This window comes from Pedobacter yulinensis, from assembly GCF_003029735.1.
GTDB classification, from domain to species: domain Bacteria; phylum Bacteroidota; class Bacteroidia; order Sphingobacteriales; family Sphingobacteriaceae; genus Pedobacter; species Pedobacter yulinensis.
On the sequence record NZ_KZ686268.1, the window covers coordinates 1,502,769 to 1,519,443 of the forward strand.

The 16,675-nt window shown below is 49.3% G+C and carries 14 protein-coding genes and 2 tRNA genes; 11 read left to right on the forward strand and 5 right to left on the reverse strand.

The genetic code is table 11. From position 1 onward, the window contains the following. Position 1: 1 nt before the first annotated feature. Positions 2 to 616: a TetR/AcrR family transcriptional regulator gene (locus C7T94_RS06650; RefSeq protein WP_107214483.1), complete on the reverse strand. Its 615-nt coding sequence runs from the start codon at positions 614 to 616 to the stop codon at positions 2 to 4. 113 nt (positions 617 to 729) lie between these two features. After that, complete coding sequence (locus C7T94_RS06655; RefSeq protein ID WP_107214484.1) at positions 730 to 1,335, reverse strand: TetR/AcrR family transcriptional regulator; 606 nt, start codon at positions 1,333 to 1,335, stop codon at positions 730 to 732. 188 nt (positions 1,336 to 1,523) lie between these two features. On the opposite strand from C7T94_RS06655, the gene murB reads away from it, so the two are divergent. Together murB and C7T94_RS06665 are read left to right on the forward strand one after the other, a co-directional pair. Continuing rightward, positions 1,524 to 2,543 (forward strand): UDP-N-acetylmuramate dehydrogenase, encoded by a 1,020-nt coding sequence (gene murB / locus C7T94_RS06660; protein ID WP_107214485.1) that lies wholly within the window; start codon positions 1,524 to 1,526, stop codon positions 2,541 to 2,543. A gap of 126 nt (positions 2,544 to 2,669) precedes the next feature. Further along, positions 2,670 to 3,200 carry an RNA polymerase sigma factor gene (locus C7T94_RS06665; RefSeq protein WP_107214486.1) on the forward strand — a complete coding sequence of 177 codons (531 nt, stop codon included), beginning with the start codon at positions 2,670 to 2,672 and terminating at the stop codon, positions 3,198 to 3,200. 103 nt (positions 3,201 to 3,303) lie between these two features. Here the strand turns inward: C7T94_RS06665 and C7T94_RS06670 are convergent, their stop codons facing one another. Next, positions 3,304 to 4,782: a phytoene desaturase family protein gene (locus C7T94_RS06670; RefSeq protein WP_107214487.1), complete on the reverse strand. Its 1,479-nt coding sequence runs from the start codon at positions 4,780 to 4,782 to the stop codon at positions 3,304 to 3,306. A gap of 80 nt (positions 4,783 to 4,862) precedes the next feature. Here C7T94_RS06670 and C7T94_RS06675 point away from each other — a divergent pair, with 80 nt between their 5' ends. From C7T94_RS06675 to C7T94_RS06690, 4 genes are read left to right on the forward strand one after another with little or no spacing between them, the layout of a single operon-like run. Beyond that, complete coding sequence (locus C7T94_RS06675; protein WP_107214488.1) at positions 4,863 to 5,705, forward strand: phytoene/squalene synthase family protein; 843 nt, start codon at positions 4,863 to 4,865, stop codon at positions 5,703 to 5,705. Then, positions 5,702 to 6,235: a hypothetical protein gene (locus C7T94_RS06680; RefSeq protein ID WP_162618579.1), complete on the forward strand. Its 534-nt coding sequence runs from the start codon at positions 5,702 to 5,704 to the stop codon at positions 6,233 to 6,235. Before C7T94_RS06675 ends, C7T94_RS06680 begins: the two co-directional genes overlap by 4 nt. A gap of 36 nt (positions 6,236 to 6,271) precedes the next feature. Further along, positions 6,272 to 6,964, forward strand: coding sequence for a lycopene cyclase domain-containing protein (locus tag C7T94_RS06685; RefSeq protein ID WP_107214490.1), 693 nt, complete (start codon positions 6,272 to 6,274; stop codon positions 6,962 to 6,964). Continuing rightward, positions 6,951 to 7,193 carry a cytochrome b5 domain-containing protein gene (locus C7T94_RS06690; protein ID WP_107214491.1) on the forward strand — a complete coding sequence of 81 codons (243 nt, stop codon included), beginning with the start codon at positions 6,951 to 6,953 and terminating at the stop codon, positions 7,191 to 7,193. Before C7T94_RS06685 ends, C7T94_RS06690 begins: the two co-directional genes overlap by 14 nt. 47 nt (positions 7,194 to 7,240) lie before the next feature. Here C7T94_RS06690 and C7T94_RS06695 read toward each other — a convergent pair whose 3' ends face one another. Then, a complete protein-coding gene (locus C7T94_RS06695; protein WP_107214492.1) occupies positions 7,241 to 8,155 on the reverse strand; it encodes a PfkB family carbohydrate kinase in 915 nt (304 codons plus the stop codon). A gap of 87 nt (positions 8,156 to 8,242) precedes the next feature. On the opposite strand from C7T94_RS06695, the gene C7T94_RS06700 reads away from it, so the two are divergent. The 3 genes from C7T94_RS06700 to C7T94_RS06710 all read left to right on the forward strand — a co-directional run bounded on the left by C7T94_RS06700 (position 8,243) and on the right by C7T94_RS06710 (position 13,921). Then, positions 8,243 to 8,316: transfer RNA gene (locus tag C7T94_RS06700), tRNA-Asn, on the forward strand. A 945-nt stretch (positions 8,317 to 9,261) separates the two neighbouring features. Beyond that, positions 9,262 to 12,306, forward strand: coding sequence for a SusC/RagA family TonB-linked outer membrane protein (locus C7T94_RS06705; protein WP_107214493.1), 3,045 nt, complete (start codon positions 9,262 to 9,264; stop codon positions 12,304 to 12,306). Between the two features lie 10 nt (positions 12,307 to 12,316). Next, the gene (locus tag C7T94_RS06710) at positions 12,317 to 13,921 is read left to right on the forward strand and encodes a SusD/RagB family nutrient-binding outer membrane lipoprotein (RefSeq protein ID WP_107214494.1); all 1,605 of its coding nucleotides are present in this window, start codon (positions 12,317 to 12,319) and stop codon (positions 13,919 to 13,921) included. A 77-nt stretch (positions 13,922 to 13,998) separates the two neighbouring features. Here C7T94_RS06710 and C7T94_RS06715 read toward each other — a convergent pair whose 3' ends face one another. Next, the gene (locus C7T94_RS06715; protein WP_107214495.1) at positions 13,999 to 15,087 is read right to left on the reverse strand and encodes a PAS domain-containing protein; all 1,089 of its coding nucleotides are present in this window, start codon (positions 15,085 to 15,087) and stop codon (positions 13,999 to 14,001) included. 442 nt (positions 15,088 to 15,529) lie between these two features. Here C7T94_RS06715 and C7T94_RS06720 point away from each other — a divergent pair. Both C7T94_RS06720 and C7T94_RS06725 read left to right on the forward strand, forming a co-directional pair. Then, positions 15,530 to 15,603: transfer RNA gene (locus tag C7T94_RS06720), tRNA-Asn, on the forward strand. Between the two features lie 413 nt (positions 15,604 to 16,016). Continuing rightward, positions 16,017 to 16,640, forward strand: a complete 624-nt coding sequence (locus C7T94_RS06725) for an RNA polymerase sigma-70 factor (RefSeq protein ID WP_239494945.1) — start codon at positions 16,017 to 16,019, stop codon at positions 16,638 to 16,640. Positions 16,641 to 16,675: the final 35 nt, after the last annotated feature.

Sequence of the window (16,675 nt, forward strand, 5' to 3'; positions counted from 1 at the left end):
ATTAGGATCTTGCTGTTATACCATTAATAAATATCTCTGAGAGCTCTTTTTGCTTTTCAACGATGGCTTTGAAATCCTTTTTTGTCGGAAAGATGTCTTTGCCGGCGTGCATGATGCAAAGGGACGTAATTCCGTTCAGGCTGTCGATATACAGTTCGGCAACCCGTTTTACATTAATTTCCCTGATTTCGCCCTTAGCAATTCCCCATTCCAACACCTGCTCGTAAAGAACCCGTTCTTTGATGCGCATCTTTTCCATTTTCGGTTTGATGGCCTCGAGGTTGATCTGCGTGTCTGCAACACCCTGCGACAAATGAAGCATATAATATTTCTGGAAAAAGTTGTTCCGCACCTCGACCAGGCGGCCCAGGGCATCGGTAATGGCCCCTTCCTTTTTAAATTCGCCGCTCATCATCTCAAAGTAGTCGGAGAAAATCCGTTCCACTACGCCCACTACCAAACTGCTCTTATCAGGAAAATAGTAATACAGCGAAGGCTTTGATACCGACAAGTCTTCAGCTATTTCATTCATTGTGGTTTTATTAATGCCGAAATGAATAAACCGCCTGATTGCCCCGTCAATGATCTGCTCTCTTTTTTTATCTGTTACGACCATTCTACTCTTTTACTTTTTGACTTTTTTAGCTTTCTGGTCAAAAATAGTGCAAGATTGCGGCATTTCCGGAAACGGATTTTTATAATGATCGATAAGTTACATGATTATGACAATCAGTGGCTTTTCAGGCCACGAATAAAAACGGAGGCCAGCTGCCGTTCCTTCCTGAAAACTTTCTTGAAATCTTCATTTGCAGCAAACATCGTGTGCCGGCTGCTGGTCACGTTAAAACGGATGCCGAAGAGTGCATCTGTTAAGATCTCGGCATTCAGAACCGGGTCTTCCGTTCTAAATTCGCCGCTTTCGCTGCCTTTTCTGAACAATTCAGAGAGGTAATTGACCTCAAATTCCTTTGCTTTATTGAATTTTTCGAAGAGGTCTTGCGGAATGTCATTTTTGATCAGTGTGCCGTACTCAAGAAGGTTATGGTATTTCTGGATGAAGGCCTGTCTTTTCTCAATCAGCACCATAATCGCATCGGCACAGTTGTCTGCTTTTTTGACAGCTTTTTTGATTTCGTTGCTGACGGTATGCATGATGTGGTCGATCACAGACACATACAGGCTGATCTTATCTGGGAAATAATAGTAGAGCAAGGCTTTTGATAGGGAGAGGTCTTTGGCAATGTCTGTCATGGTGGTTTTAGCGAGCCCGAAATGTGCAAATCTTTTCAAAGCAGCTTCCAGTATCAAAATTCTTTTCTTATCCTGATTTTCCATTAATAATGTATACGTGAACTTGGGTTTCCCTCTCCCTGTTCGGTTGTTGAACCTTTAAATATGCTATTTTTATATGAAATGGCGCGCCTTAATTACAAATTACAGTCTGCAAATGTTTTTATTGATAAGGCAAAGAAGAGATTGATACGGAAACTTTACTTTTGCCCCGGTAACGCCGGGAAAATTTTATGCTGAACATTACAGAAAACGAAAGTCTTAAAACCAAAAATACATTCGGGATTGACGTGCGTGCACGACGCTTTGTATTGCTGACAGAAGAGGAAATGCTGCCTGCCTTTTTCGCCGCCGGCGGATTAAGTCAGCGCCCTTTGCTTGTTCTGGGCGGTGGAAGCAATATTCTCTTTACCAAAGATTTCGAGGGCCTGGTGGTCCAGGTGGCTATTAAAGGCCTGGAACGCGAGGATTTGCCCGGCGGCGATGTGCTTGTAACTGCGGGCGCAGGTGTGGTCTGGAATGACTTCGTACAGTATGCAGTAAGCGAAGGCCTCGCCGGTGCTGAAAACCTGAGCCTGATTCCGGGAACGGTCGGCGCGTCGCCGGTACAGAACATAGGCGCCTATGGGGTGGAACTGAAGGATATTTTTGAAGATTGTACCGCATTCGACCTGGAAACCGGCACGTTCAGGTTGTTCGACAATGCTGCCTGCAGGTTCGGTTACCGCGACAGCATTTTTAAACAGGAGCTTAAAAACCGTGTATTGATTACCAAGGTACGGTTCAGGTTGAAGAAAGCGGCAGCCGTAAACATATCCTATGGCGCAATTGCCGCTGAACTTTCCAAACGAGGTATAAACAATCCTGGCATCAAAGATGTTAGTCAGGTGGTGTCCGAAATCCGGGTCAGTAAATTGCCGGACCCCTCTACAATCGGTAACGCCGGCAGCTTTTTCAAGAATCCGGTTATCGAGAAATATGAATTTGCCGAAGTTGTGGCAAAACACCCCGAAGTGGTGCATTATCCTACAGCTGATGGGCGGATCAAACTTGCGGCAGGCTGGCTGATCGAACAATGCGGCTGGAAAGGCAAAGTCGTAGGGCATACCGGCACCTGGAAAAATCAGGCGCTGGTGCTGGTAAACCATGGCGGAGCAACTGGAAAAGAGATTTTAGACTTCTCTGCAGCGGTCATCAGTTCTGTAAAAGAGGTCTTTGGCATTGAACTGGAGCGGGAAGTAAATATTTTGTGACCCACCCTCAATTTGCCTGATTAACATCGTTTGTCTGTTTCTGGCAGTTTTTTGGTATCAACTTTGTGTAAGTTCGGATGTCGCAGCTTAAACAAGTTGTCAAGTACCACCTAAAGCGAAAACATTATGACAAAATTAGAATTCAATCACCTGGTTAACCATCACACGGTTTCATTGCGCTCATATGCGCTGAATTTTACCAAAGATTCTGAAGATGCCAACGACCTGGTGCAAGACACAATTTTAAAAGCGATTACCTATTACAACAAATTTAAAGAAGGCACCAATCTGAAGGGGTGGTTGTTCACCATCATGAAGAACACTTTCATTAACAATTACCGCCGGCTGGTCAAAACAAACACGCTGATCACTCAATCGGAGGAGATCTCATCTGCAAACCTGTCTTTTAGCGCCACAAAAAACAGTGCTGAAAGCAAATTCGTGATGGGCGACATCAACAAAGCATTGGCCCAGCTGCCACAAGAATATTATGTGCCTTTTATCCGCTACTTTGAAGGTTACAAGTATCATGAAATCGCAGATATGCTGCAAATCCCGATCGGGACAGTAAAAACCCGGATTCACGTAGCAAGAGGCATCTTGAAAAAATATCTGAAAACATATTCGAAAGAAATACTGGGTGCAAACGTCCTGTAGCCAGGATCGCCCCATACGTCAAGGCCCGCCCATACAGCGGGCCTTTGCTTTTTGTATCCCTTTCCATGTGTACAAGGGCTGTAAGCCATGGGGCCAAGGCCGGTTAATCCAGCATCTTCAAGGCTTCGGCCGCGGCGACCTGTCCCGATACAAGGGCAGGAGGCACGCCCGGCCCGGGAACCGTTAGCTGGCCGGTGAACAGCATGTTGCTGACTTTCTTTGCGCGCATGGCTGGCTTCAGAAAGGCCGTTTGCATCAGCGTATTGGCAAGGCCATATGCATTCCCTTTATAAGCATTGTAGTCAGCCTCGAAATCTTTCATGGCATAACTGCGTTTAACTTTCACATGGCCCCGGATATCATGGCCGGTCAGTTTTCTAAACCGTTCAAGCAGCAGGTCATAATACTGCTCGCGTAAGGCTTCGCTGTCTGTGAGGCCGGGCGCCAGTGGCATCAGGAAAAAAAGATTTTCGCAGCCGGGCGGAGCCGCTGCGGGATCGGTTACCGAAGATGCGCATACATAAAACAGGGGTGCTTCGGGCCAACTGGCATCTTCATAAATGTCGTGCGCATGTTTATCGAAATCCTCGTCAAAGAAAAGCGTATGGTGTTTCAGGCCATCAAGCTTGCAGTTGAGCCCGAGGTAGAACAGCAGGCTCGATGGCGCCATTTTTCTTTTATCCCAATATTTTTCGTCATAATTGCCGCTTCCGGCCGGCAAGACCACACGGTCGAGGTGGTGGTAATCTGCATTGCCGATTACAAAATCTGCTTTGAAGGTTTGTTCGCCGCAATGCAGACCGGTAGCGCGTCCCTGCTCCACAATGATGCTTTTTACCGGGGTGCTGAATTTGAAATGCACGCCCTGCTCCCGGCAAACCGATTCCATAGCCTGCACAATGCGGTGCATGCCGCCCATCGGATACCAGGTGCCCAGCACCAGGTCTGCATAATTCATCAGGCTGTAGAGTGCCGGCGTTTTCTGAGGACGCTCGCCCAGGAACAGCACCGGGAACTCGAGCAGCGCGCGTAATTTAGGGCTCTTAAATAAAGCTGAAACATGCTTGCGCATGTTGCCGGTCAATTGAAGCCGCAAGCCCTGAACGGCCAGCCGCGGATCAAGATACTCCAGGAAACTATGCGAGGGTTTGAAAACAAACTCGCCCATGCCAACCTCATATTTGTATTGCGCCTGGGCAAGAAATTTTTGAAGGTTGACGGCACTTCCGGGCTCGAGCTGTTCGAACAGCGAACTGAGCTCATCGGTGGTCGCTGGTACATCGACAAAATCATCCTTTCCGAAATACACGCGGTAGGAGGGACTCAGCCGTTCAAGCTGGTAGAAATCCCTGGTGGTTTTACCGAATAACTTGAAAAAGTCTTCGAAAACCTCAGGCATCCAATACCAACTTGGCCCCATATCGAAGGTGTACCCGTCTTTTTCCCATTTCCTGGCTCGGCCGCCCGCCTGGTCATTCTTTTCATAAATGGTTACTTCGTGGCCGGCGCGGGCCAGCAGGGCTGCTGCGGCCATTCCGGCAAAACCTGCTCCTATAACGGCTATTTTTTTTGTAGTCTGCATGATGAAGTGGCCGTAAATTTAGATAAACAAATGCCCCCTGCGGGTAAACAATACTATTTTTATTATGTTTGATGTGCAAAATGGATCAATCCTCCTTATATACCTACAGCACCTATCGCTGCAGCAAAGTCATTACACAGTTGTACAGCACTTCCTTCAGCTGGGGTATAAGGAGCTTCGATGCACGGTACCGATTTCCCATTTACGCCATCTATGCCTTTGTCAGGTACGCGGATGAAATTGTGGACACTTTTCAGGGCTGTGACAAACGAAGTGTAATTGCTGCATTCAGATCAGAAACAACACAGGCCATAGCCACCGGCCTGAGCATGAATCCAGTATTGCAGGCCTTTCAGGATACCGTTAACCGGTACCGGATTGATCAACGCTTTATCGATGCTTTTTTTTCTTCCATGGAATGTGACCTTGAACAGAAACGTTTTGACAGGCAGGCTTATGAGGCTTACATATATGGCTCTGCAGAAGTGATCGGCCTGATGTGCCTCCGCGTTTTTTGTCCGGATGACGGGGATTTTGACCGGCTGTCTGTACCTGCCCGGCGCCTGGGTGCAGCTTTTCAGAAGGTGAACTTTCTGCGCGACTTCCGTTCTGACTTCCTTGACCGCGACCGTGTGTATTTTCCAGGTATGAGTTTCGAAACCTTCGGCGATGCCGAAAAAAAGGCCGTTGAAAAAGAAATCGCTGCAGATTTTGCTGCCGGACTTGAGGGGATCTGCAAGTTGCCGGCCGGTTTCAGGCGGGGCGTGTATGTAGCCTATGTTTATTACCTGGCTTTATTTAAAAAACTGAAGCGTGCCCCGGCGGTAAAAGTAAAGGCCGGACGGATCCGGGTTCCGGATACACAAAAACTGGTGCTGTTGTGCAAAGCCGTCGTAAACGACCGATTTAAACGTTACGCATGAAGAGATCGGCCTGCCTTCTATTGATCCTGGCCTGCAACGTGTGGGCGGGCAGGGCACAGATGAGTGCCAGACAGACGCAGCGCGTTAAGTCGGCCATGGTGCGAGCCATTGAAAGCAGCCAGGTAACAGACTCGCTTTATAAAGCATTGGCTGCTGGTTCAAATAAGGATCCGCTCACACGCGGCTACCTGGCGTCGCTCGAAGCGCTGAAAGCCAAACATGCCTGGAATCCGTATAACAAGGTCAAGTTTGCCAACCGGTCTGCGAAGACCATGGCAGAGGCGATCCGGTCAGACCCTGGAAACCTGGAGCTGCGGTTTATGCGGTTTTCCATTCAGCATTACATGCCGGCTTTTCTTGGGTTGAGCAAGGACCTGGACACAGACCGTAGGGAGATTCTGAAGCACTACCGTGAACGCTCGTTTTCAAAAGTCGACAAGGAACTGGTTCGGAATATTGCGCGCTTTATGATCGAATCAGGCCGCTGTACAGGCGCAGAAGAGGAAATATTTAGGAAATATACTGCCTAAGCGGCTACATTCGGTAATTCAGGCTATGTTTGTGGCATGAAGTTCACCTATTTGCTCATCAACCTGGCCTGCGTGTTTTTTCCGCTGGTACTTTCTTTTGATAAAAAGGTCCATTTTGTCAGCAAGTGGAAATTCGCGTTTCCCGCTATAGGCATTACCGGCCTGGTTTTTCTCGTTTGGGACCTGCTGTTTACCCGGTTGCAGGTTTGGTCTTTCAATCCGGAATACATCACTGGTCCTGCGCTGATGGGGCTGCCTGTAGAAGAGATGCTCTTCTTTCTTACTGTTCCTTATGCCTGCATGTTCATTTATGCCTGCCTGGATGCTTACTTCCCAATTACAAAAAAGGATCGGTTCAGCTTGCCGCTGAGCAACTTGCTGATGGGGCTTTGCATTGCCATGATCTTTTTTGGGTATAGCCGGTGGTATACCCTGATCAATTTTGCTTTCCTGTTTGTGGTGCTGTTTTTTGTGGAGTATCTGAACCATTCTGTTCGGTTCATGGCCGCTTTTTACCGCGCTTTCCTGGTCAGCCTGGTGCCGTTTTATATTGTGAATGGATACCTGACTGCTGCCCCGGTGGTGTTGTATAATCCTGCTGAACGCAGCGGGATGGAGGTTGGGACAATCCCGTTCGAGGATCATTTTTACCTCATGAGCCTGCTGCTGATGAACATCTACCTGTACGAAGTTTTCAAAAAACGGGCCGCACGTCATGGCACTGCCTGAGTACAGCCGGGCACAGCTGGCGCTGCGGAACGGTCAGGACAAACCACAGATCTGGGTGGCTTACCGGGGGCTAATCTATGAAGTAACCGCGAGCCGTTTGTGGCGGGACGGAAAACATTATGAGCATTGGGCGGGGCAGGACCTAACCGCTGAACTGGAAGATGCACCGCACACAGCCGGAGTTTTTGAAAAATTTCCAGTGGTGGGTAAACTGGCAGGGATGGTGTAAACAAAAAATGCAGGACGAGCCTGCATTTTCTAGGAAAGTTCTTGCTTTTAAATGGTAAAGGAACTCAGGCTGACAAATTCCCTGACGCGGTTGTCGATTTCTTCTTTCGTGAGATTTACGATTTTCTCGGTGCCAAACTTCTCTACGCAGAAAGAAGCCAGGGCTGAGCCATAGATGAGCGCGTTTTTCATGTTGTTAAAGTTGATTGTTCCTACTTTGGCCAGGTAACCGATAAAGCCGCCGGCAAAGGTATCTCCTGCACCGGTTGGATCGAAAACTTCGGCAAGGGGAAGGGCCGGGGCAGAAAAAATCTGCTGTTCATCAAAGAGCAGGGCTCCGTGTTCACCTTTTTTAATGATGAGATACCGGGGGCCCATGGTCAGGATTTTTCTCGCGGCTTTGACCAGCGAGTACTCGCCTGAAAGCTGACGTGCTTCCGCATCATTGATGGTGAGCACATCAACCATTTTGAGGGTTTCGAGCAAATCCTCGAGCGCGATGTCCATCCAGAAGTTCATGGTATCCAGGACGATCAGTTTCGGCCTGTTTTTTAGCCGGCCAATAACGGTTTGCTGTACTTTCGGGGTCAGGTTTCCGAGCATCAGGTATTCGCAGTCCTGGTAGTTTTCAGGAATAATAGGATCGAAATCGCCGAGTACGTTCAGTTCGGTGACCAGGGTATCACGGCTGTTCATGTCATTATGGTAACGGCCCGACCAGAAGAACGATTTTTCGCCCTGTTTGATCTGAAGGCCTTCGGTGTCGATACCGTGGTCGTTCAGAACCTTGATATTAGACTGAAGGAAATCGTCGCCCACAACCCCAACAATTTTTATTTGATCGTAAAAGTAAGAAGCCGCAAGGCTTGCATACGTTGCGGCGCCGCCGACGATTTTGTCAGTTTTGCCGAAGGGGGTTTCAATGGCGTCGAAAGCTACAGATCCGATGATAATAAGGCTCATAAATATTTTTAAAAAATCTGCTGCAAATATTGCATTAATAATTTAAAATCCCGAATATTGCATTCCCAAAACACGGGACAACCGGAATCCTGAGTAGCTCAGCCGGTTAGAGCATCTGACTGTTAATCAGAGGGTCGCTGGTTCGAGCCCAGCCTCAGGAGCGAAAGCCAACTTGAAAAAGTTGGCTTTTTTAATTTATAATGGGTGAGGAGCTTGTGCCGACAAAAGCATTTTCATTTGGAGGCAAGCCCAGCCTCAGGGGTACAAACCGCAATGAGCGTTGTGGCTTTTTTGGCATACTGAGCGCGGAACAAATATCTGGTTTGGAAATACGCCAGGCAGCCGGCATACAAACTCAATTTTAATTTTAAAGGTTTATTTTTAACTTAAAGTTGGTAACTTTGGACAAGTTACCAACTTTGCAGGACTCGAACTGGGTTCGCACACGGCCATGCCGGGGTAGCTATTCCCGCTTTGTCGATAATCCGTGCCCGAACCACCAGTTCAACAATAAACTATGCAGGGTTATGCCCCAGGTGCCATATGCCCCCGCACATCGTCGTACTGCCAGCCACATCAGAATCAAGTTCAGGCTATAGTATCTTTCATGAATCCTCCTGATTTTCCAGGTTGCTGCTTGTGCCAGGTTTGCCTCATCTAAATTAATTTCATTGCGGGAAGATTGCAGCTGCTGTCAATGACTCCGGCACTCCCATATTACTCAGCACCTGTATACACCAACCGCGTGTAGACGGCATGTCAGCTTTTGGCGGGAAGCACCCTGAAAATTCAGGCCAGCCCTGACCAAGGCTAGACGCTGGCAAGACTGCAAATTTTCCATTGCGTTTTCATTGTCATCGGTAAAAAGAGCAGGCTCAGCAACATGATGAACAGCCGAAGCGTGAATCGCGATATTTCAGCACGCTGTCCAGCCCTTCATAAACGAATGCGCTCGTATTGGGCTTATACTTATCCAAATCCATACTATTTCGCAATAAATTTTGTGTTTGCTTTGGTGGTCAGCGCGTTTGTTAAAAGAATTCCCCATATTTACGTGGGGCCGCAGCCCCTGCTGCCCTCAAAAATCAACCAATAACTCTAATTTCATGAAAAAAAAACTACTCCTAGTCTTTACGGGGATTTTTTTGCTGGTCATGCAGGGCATTGCGCAGCAATTGACCGTAACCGGTAGGGTAACTTCTGCCGATGACGGCAGCAGCATGCCCAGCGTTTCTGTCCGGGTAAAGGGCAGCACCACAGGTATCTCTACGGATGCTGAAGGCCGTTATTCGATCCGGGCCAGCCGCGGCGATATCCTCGTGTTTTCCTTTATTGGCTCCGTTTCTCAGGAACGAACCGTTTCAGGCAGCGGTCCCATCAACGTCCAGCTGGCCTCTGATTCGAAAACCCTGGATGAAGTGGCGGTTACCGCCTTTGGCATTAAACAGGAAGTACGCAGCCTGGGGTTTGCCACCCAGAATGTAAAAGCCAAGGAAATCGTCGAATCGCAGCAACCCAACATCGTCAATGCCCTGCAGGGCAAAGTGGCGGGTGTGCAGATCACCAATTCGAGCGGTGCCGCCGGCGCTTCAGCCAACATCATGATTCGCGGTGGAAGCTCGCTCAGCGGGAACAATCAGCCGCTTTTTGTGGTAGATGGTATTCCTATCGACAACACAACGCCAATTAGCCAGGGTAATCTTGTGGCCGGCGTGGCTCCCGGGTCAAATCGTGCCATCGACCTCAATCCTGAAGACATTGCTACGGTTACCGTATTAAAAGGTCCGGCAGCGGCGGCATTATACGGCATCCGGGCAGCTTCGGGCGCTATCGTGATCACCACCAAAAAGGGCGCAGGCGGTGCCGCCCGACTCAGCTATACAAATACGTTTTCAATAGATGATGTGAACAAATTGCCTGAGCTGCAATCTGCTTATAAACAGGGAGAGCAGGGTGTGTTCAGCCCCACGGCGCAGCTGTCTTTTGGTCCTGCCTTTGCTTCGGGTGAGCAGGTCTATGACAACCTGGGCAATTTTTTCAAGACGGCGTTTACCCAGAGCCATGACGTATCTGTAAGCGGAAGTTCTGAAAAAACCACTTATTATACATCCGCGTCACTGTTCGACCAGGGCTCGATAGTTGACAACATTAACTTTGGGCGCAAGTCTTTCAGGCTGAATGCCGATACCAGGATCGGTGAAAAACTAACCATTGGCGGCTCGGCAAACTACATCCGTACCGACAGACGTTTCGTTCCGCAGGGCAGTGCCAACGGCACAATGGGCGCCATTTACTGGCCCAGGAACGATGACATGAGCAACTACCTGAACCCGAACGGCTCTCAGCGCATTCTCAGTCCCTCGGGTACAGACAACCCTTATTGGACCATCGAAAACAAGCCGCTGAGCAGCGCACTGAACCGGCTCATTGGTATTGCCAACATTGATTACAATCCCTTTTCTTTCCTGAACCTGAGCTATCGGATCGGTACCGACTTTTATACCGAACACTTTAAAGGAATCCGAATGCCTGGCACCCGGGAGGCAGATGCCCTGCGCGGTGCGATTACGCAAAATACCAACACCAACCAGATCACCACATCGACGCTCATCGCCACATTTAAAAAAGATTTCGGCGATTATCATTTCAGCCTTGCTGCCGGCCAGAACCTGGAAAACCTGCGCACGCAGAACCTCACTGCGTCGGCGATCAATTTTATCGACCCCAGTTTTCCCAGCATCAACAATACGGTGGCGACAGACCGCACCGTGTCTGAAACCATCAGCCGCCGGCGCATCGTTGGTGTGTTCGGCGATCTGAACCTGGACTGGAAAAATATCATTTACCTGAATGCGCGCGCAAGGAATGACTGGACTTCTACCATTCCGGTAGAGGACTATTCGTTTTTCTATCCCTCGGTCAGCGCTTCGGTCGTCTTAAGCGATCTGCTCAAGGAAATGAAACTGAAGACCGAAGATAAGGTTTTCTCTTACGGAAAGCTGCGTTTTGCGTATTCAGACGCTGGCAAAGATGCTCCACCGCACGTAACCCGTACCTCATTGGCGTCGGTCACCAATTCATTCACCATTAATCCGCGCGGTTTCATCATCAACTCTAATAATCCCTTCGGCAATCCGGCCCTGGTCCCTGAATTTACGCGGTCTATTGAGGCAGGCGCAGACATCCGTTTCTTTAAAAACCGGTTGGGAATCGATTTCACATGGTACAGGAGTAAATCTGATAACCAGATCCTGCTTACTCGTCTCCCGCCATCATCTGGTGCGTTTCTGGCCTACCTGAACGGCGGATCGATTGAAAACAAAGGTGTCGAGCTTGTACTGAACGCACGCCCGGTCGTTTCGCAGGATTTCAGCTGGTCTATTGACATTAACTTTTCCAGCAACCGGTCTATCGTGCGGTCGCTGCCAGGGGCACTTGACCGGGTAGAACTATCAGACGCCTGGGTGGCCAACAACGCGGCGCAGGGTGCAGCTTTTTTAAATGGAAGTTTGTTCGGGATCAATGGCAATGTCTGGAAGCGTAACGCCCAGGGACAGCTTCTCCTTGGAACAAACGGTTATCCACAGGTGCAAACCTCGCTGGCCAATATCGGCGACCGCAACCCGGACTTTATTTCGGGCATTACGAACAGTTTTACGTATAAAAACCTGAACTTTTCTTTTCTTGTTGATGTCCGGGTGGGTGGTGATGTGTATAATGCCACCGAAAACTCACTTGTGCGCTCGGGACTCAGCATGAAGACACTTGACCGCGGTACCCGTGTGTTCGAGGGCATCATCGAAGCAACCGGCGCCCCAAATACCCTGGCCGTTCCGCTCAATCAAAACTATTACCAGACCATCTACGCCAATCAGGGGTACGACTTCGTTGAAGACGGCAGCTGGTACCGGCTGCGTTATGCGACTCTCACCTATAACATGCCCAAAGCTATGCTTTCCAGGCTCGGGTTAAACGGGCTTTCGTTTGCCCTGACAGGACGTAACCTGGTGCTGATCACCAAATATTCGGGAGTAGACCCCGAGGTATCGGGCAGCGGTGCCGGTGTCGGCGGAACCGGCTCCTTTGGTTTTGATAACCTGGGCGTTCCCGCCACACGCGGTTTCGACCTTGGATTAAAGTTAACCTTATAGTCACACGACCATGAAAAAGACCTATAAAATACTGACAAGCATGCTGCTGGCGGCCATGATGCTGCAGACCGGCTGTAAAAAATACCTTGACGTAAACAAGGACCCCAATAACCCTACAAAAATTCCGGCGGCAAATCGCCTAATGGGGGCCATTACGACCACCAATGGTGCATCCATGTGGCGCGGTGCACGCGAAATTGCCGGCCTGGCACAATACGGAACGACCAAACTGCTTGACGGCACGAACAGAAATGCTGAGACCTGGCGTTTCACATCCGGATATTTTTTCTGGCAGAATGCCTACGTATTTACCATGCCCAATTGCGTAGACCTGATCAACCTGGGCCAGGAAGAGGGAAGCCCGCATTTCGTCGGTGCCGGCAAAACACTCCTGGCACTGAATTTCGGCATGCTGACCGATCAATACGGCGCCATTGTCGTCGATGACTTTTACAATGGCAGCACCCAGCTTAACCTGCTTCCGAAAATGCAGACCCAGCAGGAAGTGTACCAGCGCATTGACAAGATGTTGGATGAAGCCATCGCCGCTTTCGACAACCCCGCTAATGCGACCGGCCTGAATGCAGCCAACGGCGACATCCTCTACAAGGGCGATGTAGCCAAGTGGAAAAGGTTTGCCTGGGCGCTGAAGGCTCGATACCTGAACCATCTTTCAAAAAAAGGTACGCTGTACAATCCGGCGAAAATTATCGAAGCCTGTACCAATTCATTTAATGCCGATGGCATGGATGCTGAGTTTCCTTACCAGGCCGGAGGTATTCAAACCGATGAGAATCCCTGGTTCAGCTGGGGCGGATTCGTAACTACCGGTACAGACCCCAACGACCGTACTTATGACCCGCGGTACTTTGCATGGAGCCAGTTTTTCGTCAACATGTTAACTTCCCTGCCGGTAACCAACACGCCGTTGCAGGATCCGCGGATCAGTAAAATCATGCAGCCGGCCGCGTCAGACGGGCGGTACCGTGGCCTGAGGTCGGGTGCAGGGCTGGCAGGTGGCCAAGGTGTTCTTGCCAACGGACAGCCGGGCGATGCGACGAAAACCAACGGCAATGATTATGGACGCTTCAGCAACAGTGGTTTTTACACCAGCCGCACGTCGCCTTTCCCGTTCATTACGTATTCAGAAGTGAAATTGATCGAATCTGAAGCGCGGCTGCGTTCTGGCGATGTGCCCGGCGCCTTGCTGGCCTATGAAGAAGGCGTAAAATCCAATATGCGGAAATTGGGCGTTTCGGCGGCAGATATCAATGCCTATTGGACGGCTCAACTGGCAGACGATCTTGCTGCACATTTTGGCAGTCTGATCGGTGGACTGAGCCATATTATGCGTCAGAAATACATCAGTTTGTGTCTCAATCCAGAAACCTGGGTAGACATGCGGCGCAGCGATTTCAGCCAGGCGATATACGGTCCCTCACTTTTACGGCCGCTGAACCTGAATACCGCAGTGTTTGATACGGGCAATCCAAATCAGTGGATCAGGGGTATGGTTTACGAGTCTAACGAACAAACCCGCAATCCGAACGCGGTAGGCGACAATTCGGAAAGAACAAGACTGCTTACTCCGCTGTGGTGGGATAACCCGAACTAGGCGCGTACCATTCCAATTTATAACCCCCTGCAGGAACCGTTCTGCAGGGGGCTTTTTGTATCGGGCCTGCGTGGCAGCTAGCCGGTCGCCGCATTCCCGGGAAACGCATCCCTTTCGGTTGCTCTGGCATTGATTCTGGCAACCGCTTCGTCAAGCTCGCCGCATGATTGCTCAAGCAATTCGGCGAGCTGGAGGGTGTTTCCGCCAGACCTGGCCGTATCGAGTAACAAACCGGTCAGTCCAAGCAGGTTGCCCAAAGGCCTGCGTACCTCATGCGAATTGATCCAGGCTATATCTCTCAACTGCTTATTTTGCTCCAGCAATTGCTGCTCATATCGTTTCTGACGGTCAATATCCTGCATGGCGCCGACCAGCCTAAGGGCTGACCCATCGGGCGCACAAAGCAGGCAGCCCTTATCCCGCACAAATTTAGATGAGCCGTCAGCGCAGAGGTAGCGGTATTCAACCACCCAGTCTGGCTGGCAATTCCGAACAATGTCTCGAAATACCGATATGGTTTGCAGGCGGTCTTCAGGATGTACCCGTTCCATCCGCCAGAAATCGGCAGGACTCAATTCGCGGGTATAGCCATACGTTTCTTGGAAACCCTGCATCCAGTATAATTTGTCATTAACAAGGTCGTATTCCCAGATCACGTCGTGTGTTGCTCTGTTCACTGCTTCGTACATCGACAAAAGGTCGCCGATGCGGGCCTGGTCTTTCAAGCGCTGCTCGAGGTCGGTAATGGTAACAAGCACAGCCTGGCTGCTGGCGGGCGGAAGCCGGTGGAAAGTATATCTCACTGTAAAACAATTGCCGTCTTTCTTGCAATGAACGGCTTCGCCACCCGTGTTTTCCCTTTTATTTTTCCGGTTCACATACTTTCTGAACGGTTCCCTGTCTGCTTCCGGACGAATGTCGAGCGCTGTCATCTTTAGGAATTCCGCTTCCGTATAGCCATACAGGTTGCACATGGCACGGTTTACCGCGAGAATTTTTAACGTGCCGCGGTGCAGGACATAAATGGGCAAGGGATTGTTATCAAACAATTTCTGGTAGGTAATGCGGAGCTCCTTGACCCTGGACCAGTAAACGATCATGAATGCCAGCGCCAGTACGCTGCACGCGGCAATAAACAGGACAAACAACCGGGATGAATTTTCCATGGCTTTGGTCAGGGTCTAGCGGCATGAATGGCCCGCAGGTATCTAAAGATAATAATTTGGCATGACCCGGCAACCTCTTGCCGGCAAGAAGTGTCGGGTGTCCATTCAACTTGTCTTTTTTCGTGCCGTATCGGACAAATGGAGCCGGGCGCTGGGTGCAATGGAGGTGGAAAAGAAAGTACCGTGGTTCTTTTGTCCTGGAATTCCCGCCCTGCGCTATAGCCTTCATTCCTCAGGGCTGCCGCTGCGGTCGGGTTTAGCCTGGTTGCAACAGTACTGCGATTCTGCGTCTGCTCCTGCAAAGTGCCGGTTGTACAGGCGGCTTGCAGTCATTGCAGGCATTCTGAATTTTTTTATTTTCGGCTTGATAAGTATCAAAATGTATCTATATTTGCACTCCCTTCAAGAAAAACAGTGTTTTGATGGAGTGGATAACCGGAATTCCTGAGTAGCTCAGCCGGTTAGAGCATCTGACTGTTAATCAGAGGGTCGCTGGTTCGAGCCCAGCCTCAGGAGCGAAAGCCAACTTCAAAAAGTTGGCTTTTTTAATTTATACTGGGTGAGAAGCTTGTGCCGACAAAAGCATTTTCATTTGGAGGCAAGCCCAGCCTCAGGAGCGAAAGCCAACTTGAAAAAGTTGGCTTTTCAATATATTATAGACGAATTTTGCCTATGATCATGCATGCCTGTTTGGAAGATGGCGCACAACAATCAATAATTTGCAATCGTTATAATTAATTTATAGTTGATTTGTTAACTTAAAGTTGGTAACTTTGATCAAGTTACCAACTTTGCAGGACTGGAAGTGTGCGAGCCGAGCAGCTATTCGCCTGCCTGTTTCATATAATTTTTTACCCAATAAGTATATCTTCAAATTCTGGTGTCATTTATTCAGGATGCCAGGATGCTGCCCTAGCACTTTTAGATTAATGCCAGAAAAAAATAAAAAAATTGTCCTGCTATTCAGGGAAATTCAGTCGGGTAACAAAACTGCATTTGACGAACTTTTCGGTCTTTATTATGACCGCCTGGTCTGTTTTGCGAAACATTATACCCGGCAGGCAGAAAGCGCGGAAGACATCACTTCCGAGCTTTTTGTCAGAATCTGGCTCATGCGAACCCGTTTATCGGCCATTATGCAGCCCGAAGTTTACTTGTATATTTCCATTAAAAATGCCTGCTTTAATTTGAGCAGGGCAAATAGGAAACGTACAGCGGTGCTCAGTCCTCAACCTGTCGAAGACTCATTCGACCCGCCGGCAAACGACCGTGCCAACCACATGGAAGATAAGGAACTGCAACGCATCCTGGACCTGGCTGTGGGCGCCCTGCCGGCACAGCGCAGGCTGATATTCAGACTTGTTAAGGAAGAAGGGTTTAAAAGTGCCGAGGTCGCTTCCGTTCTGGGCATTTCGATACGCACGGTTGAGAACCAGCTTTATAAAGCCATCAAAGTCCTGGCCGAGTCAGCTACGGCATATCTTGGGTACAATCCGCAGGCGCGGGTAGCCAGGAAACAGGTGCCGTCAGGTCTGTCCTTTTTTTTAATCTGAGCGTCCTATGTCCTGTTTTTCGATTTCCATACCAG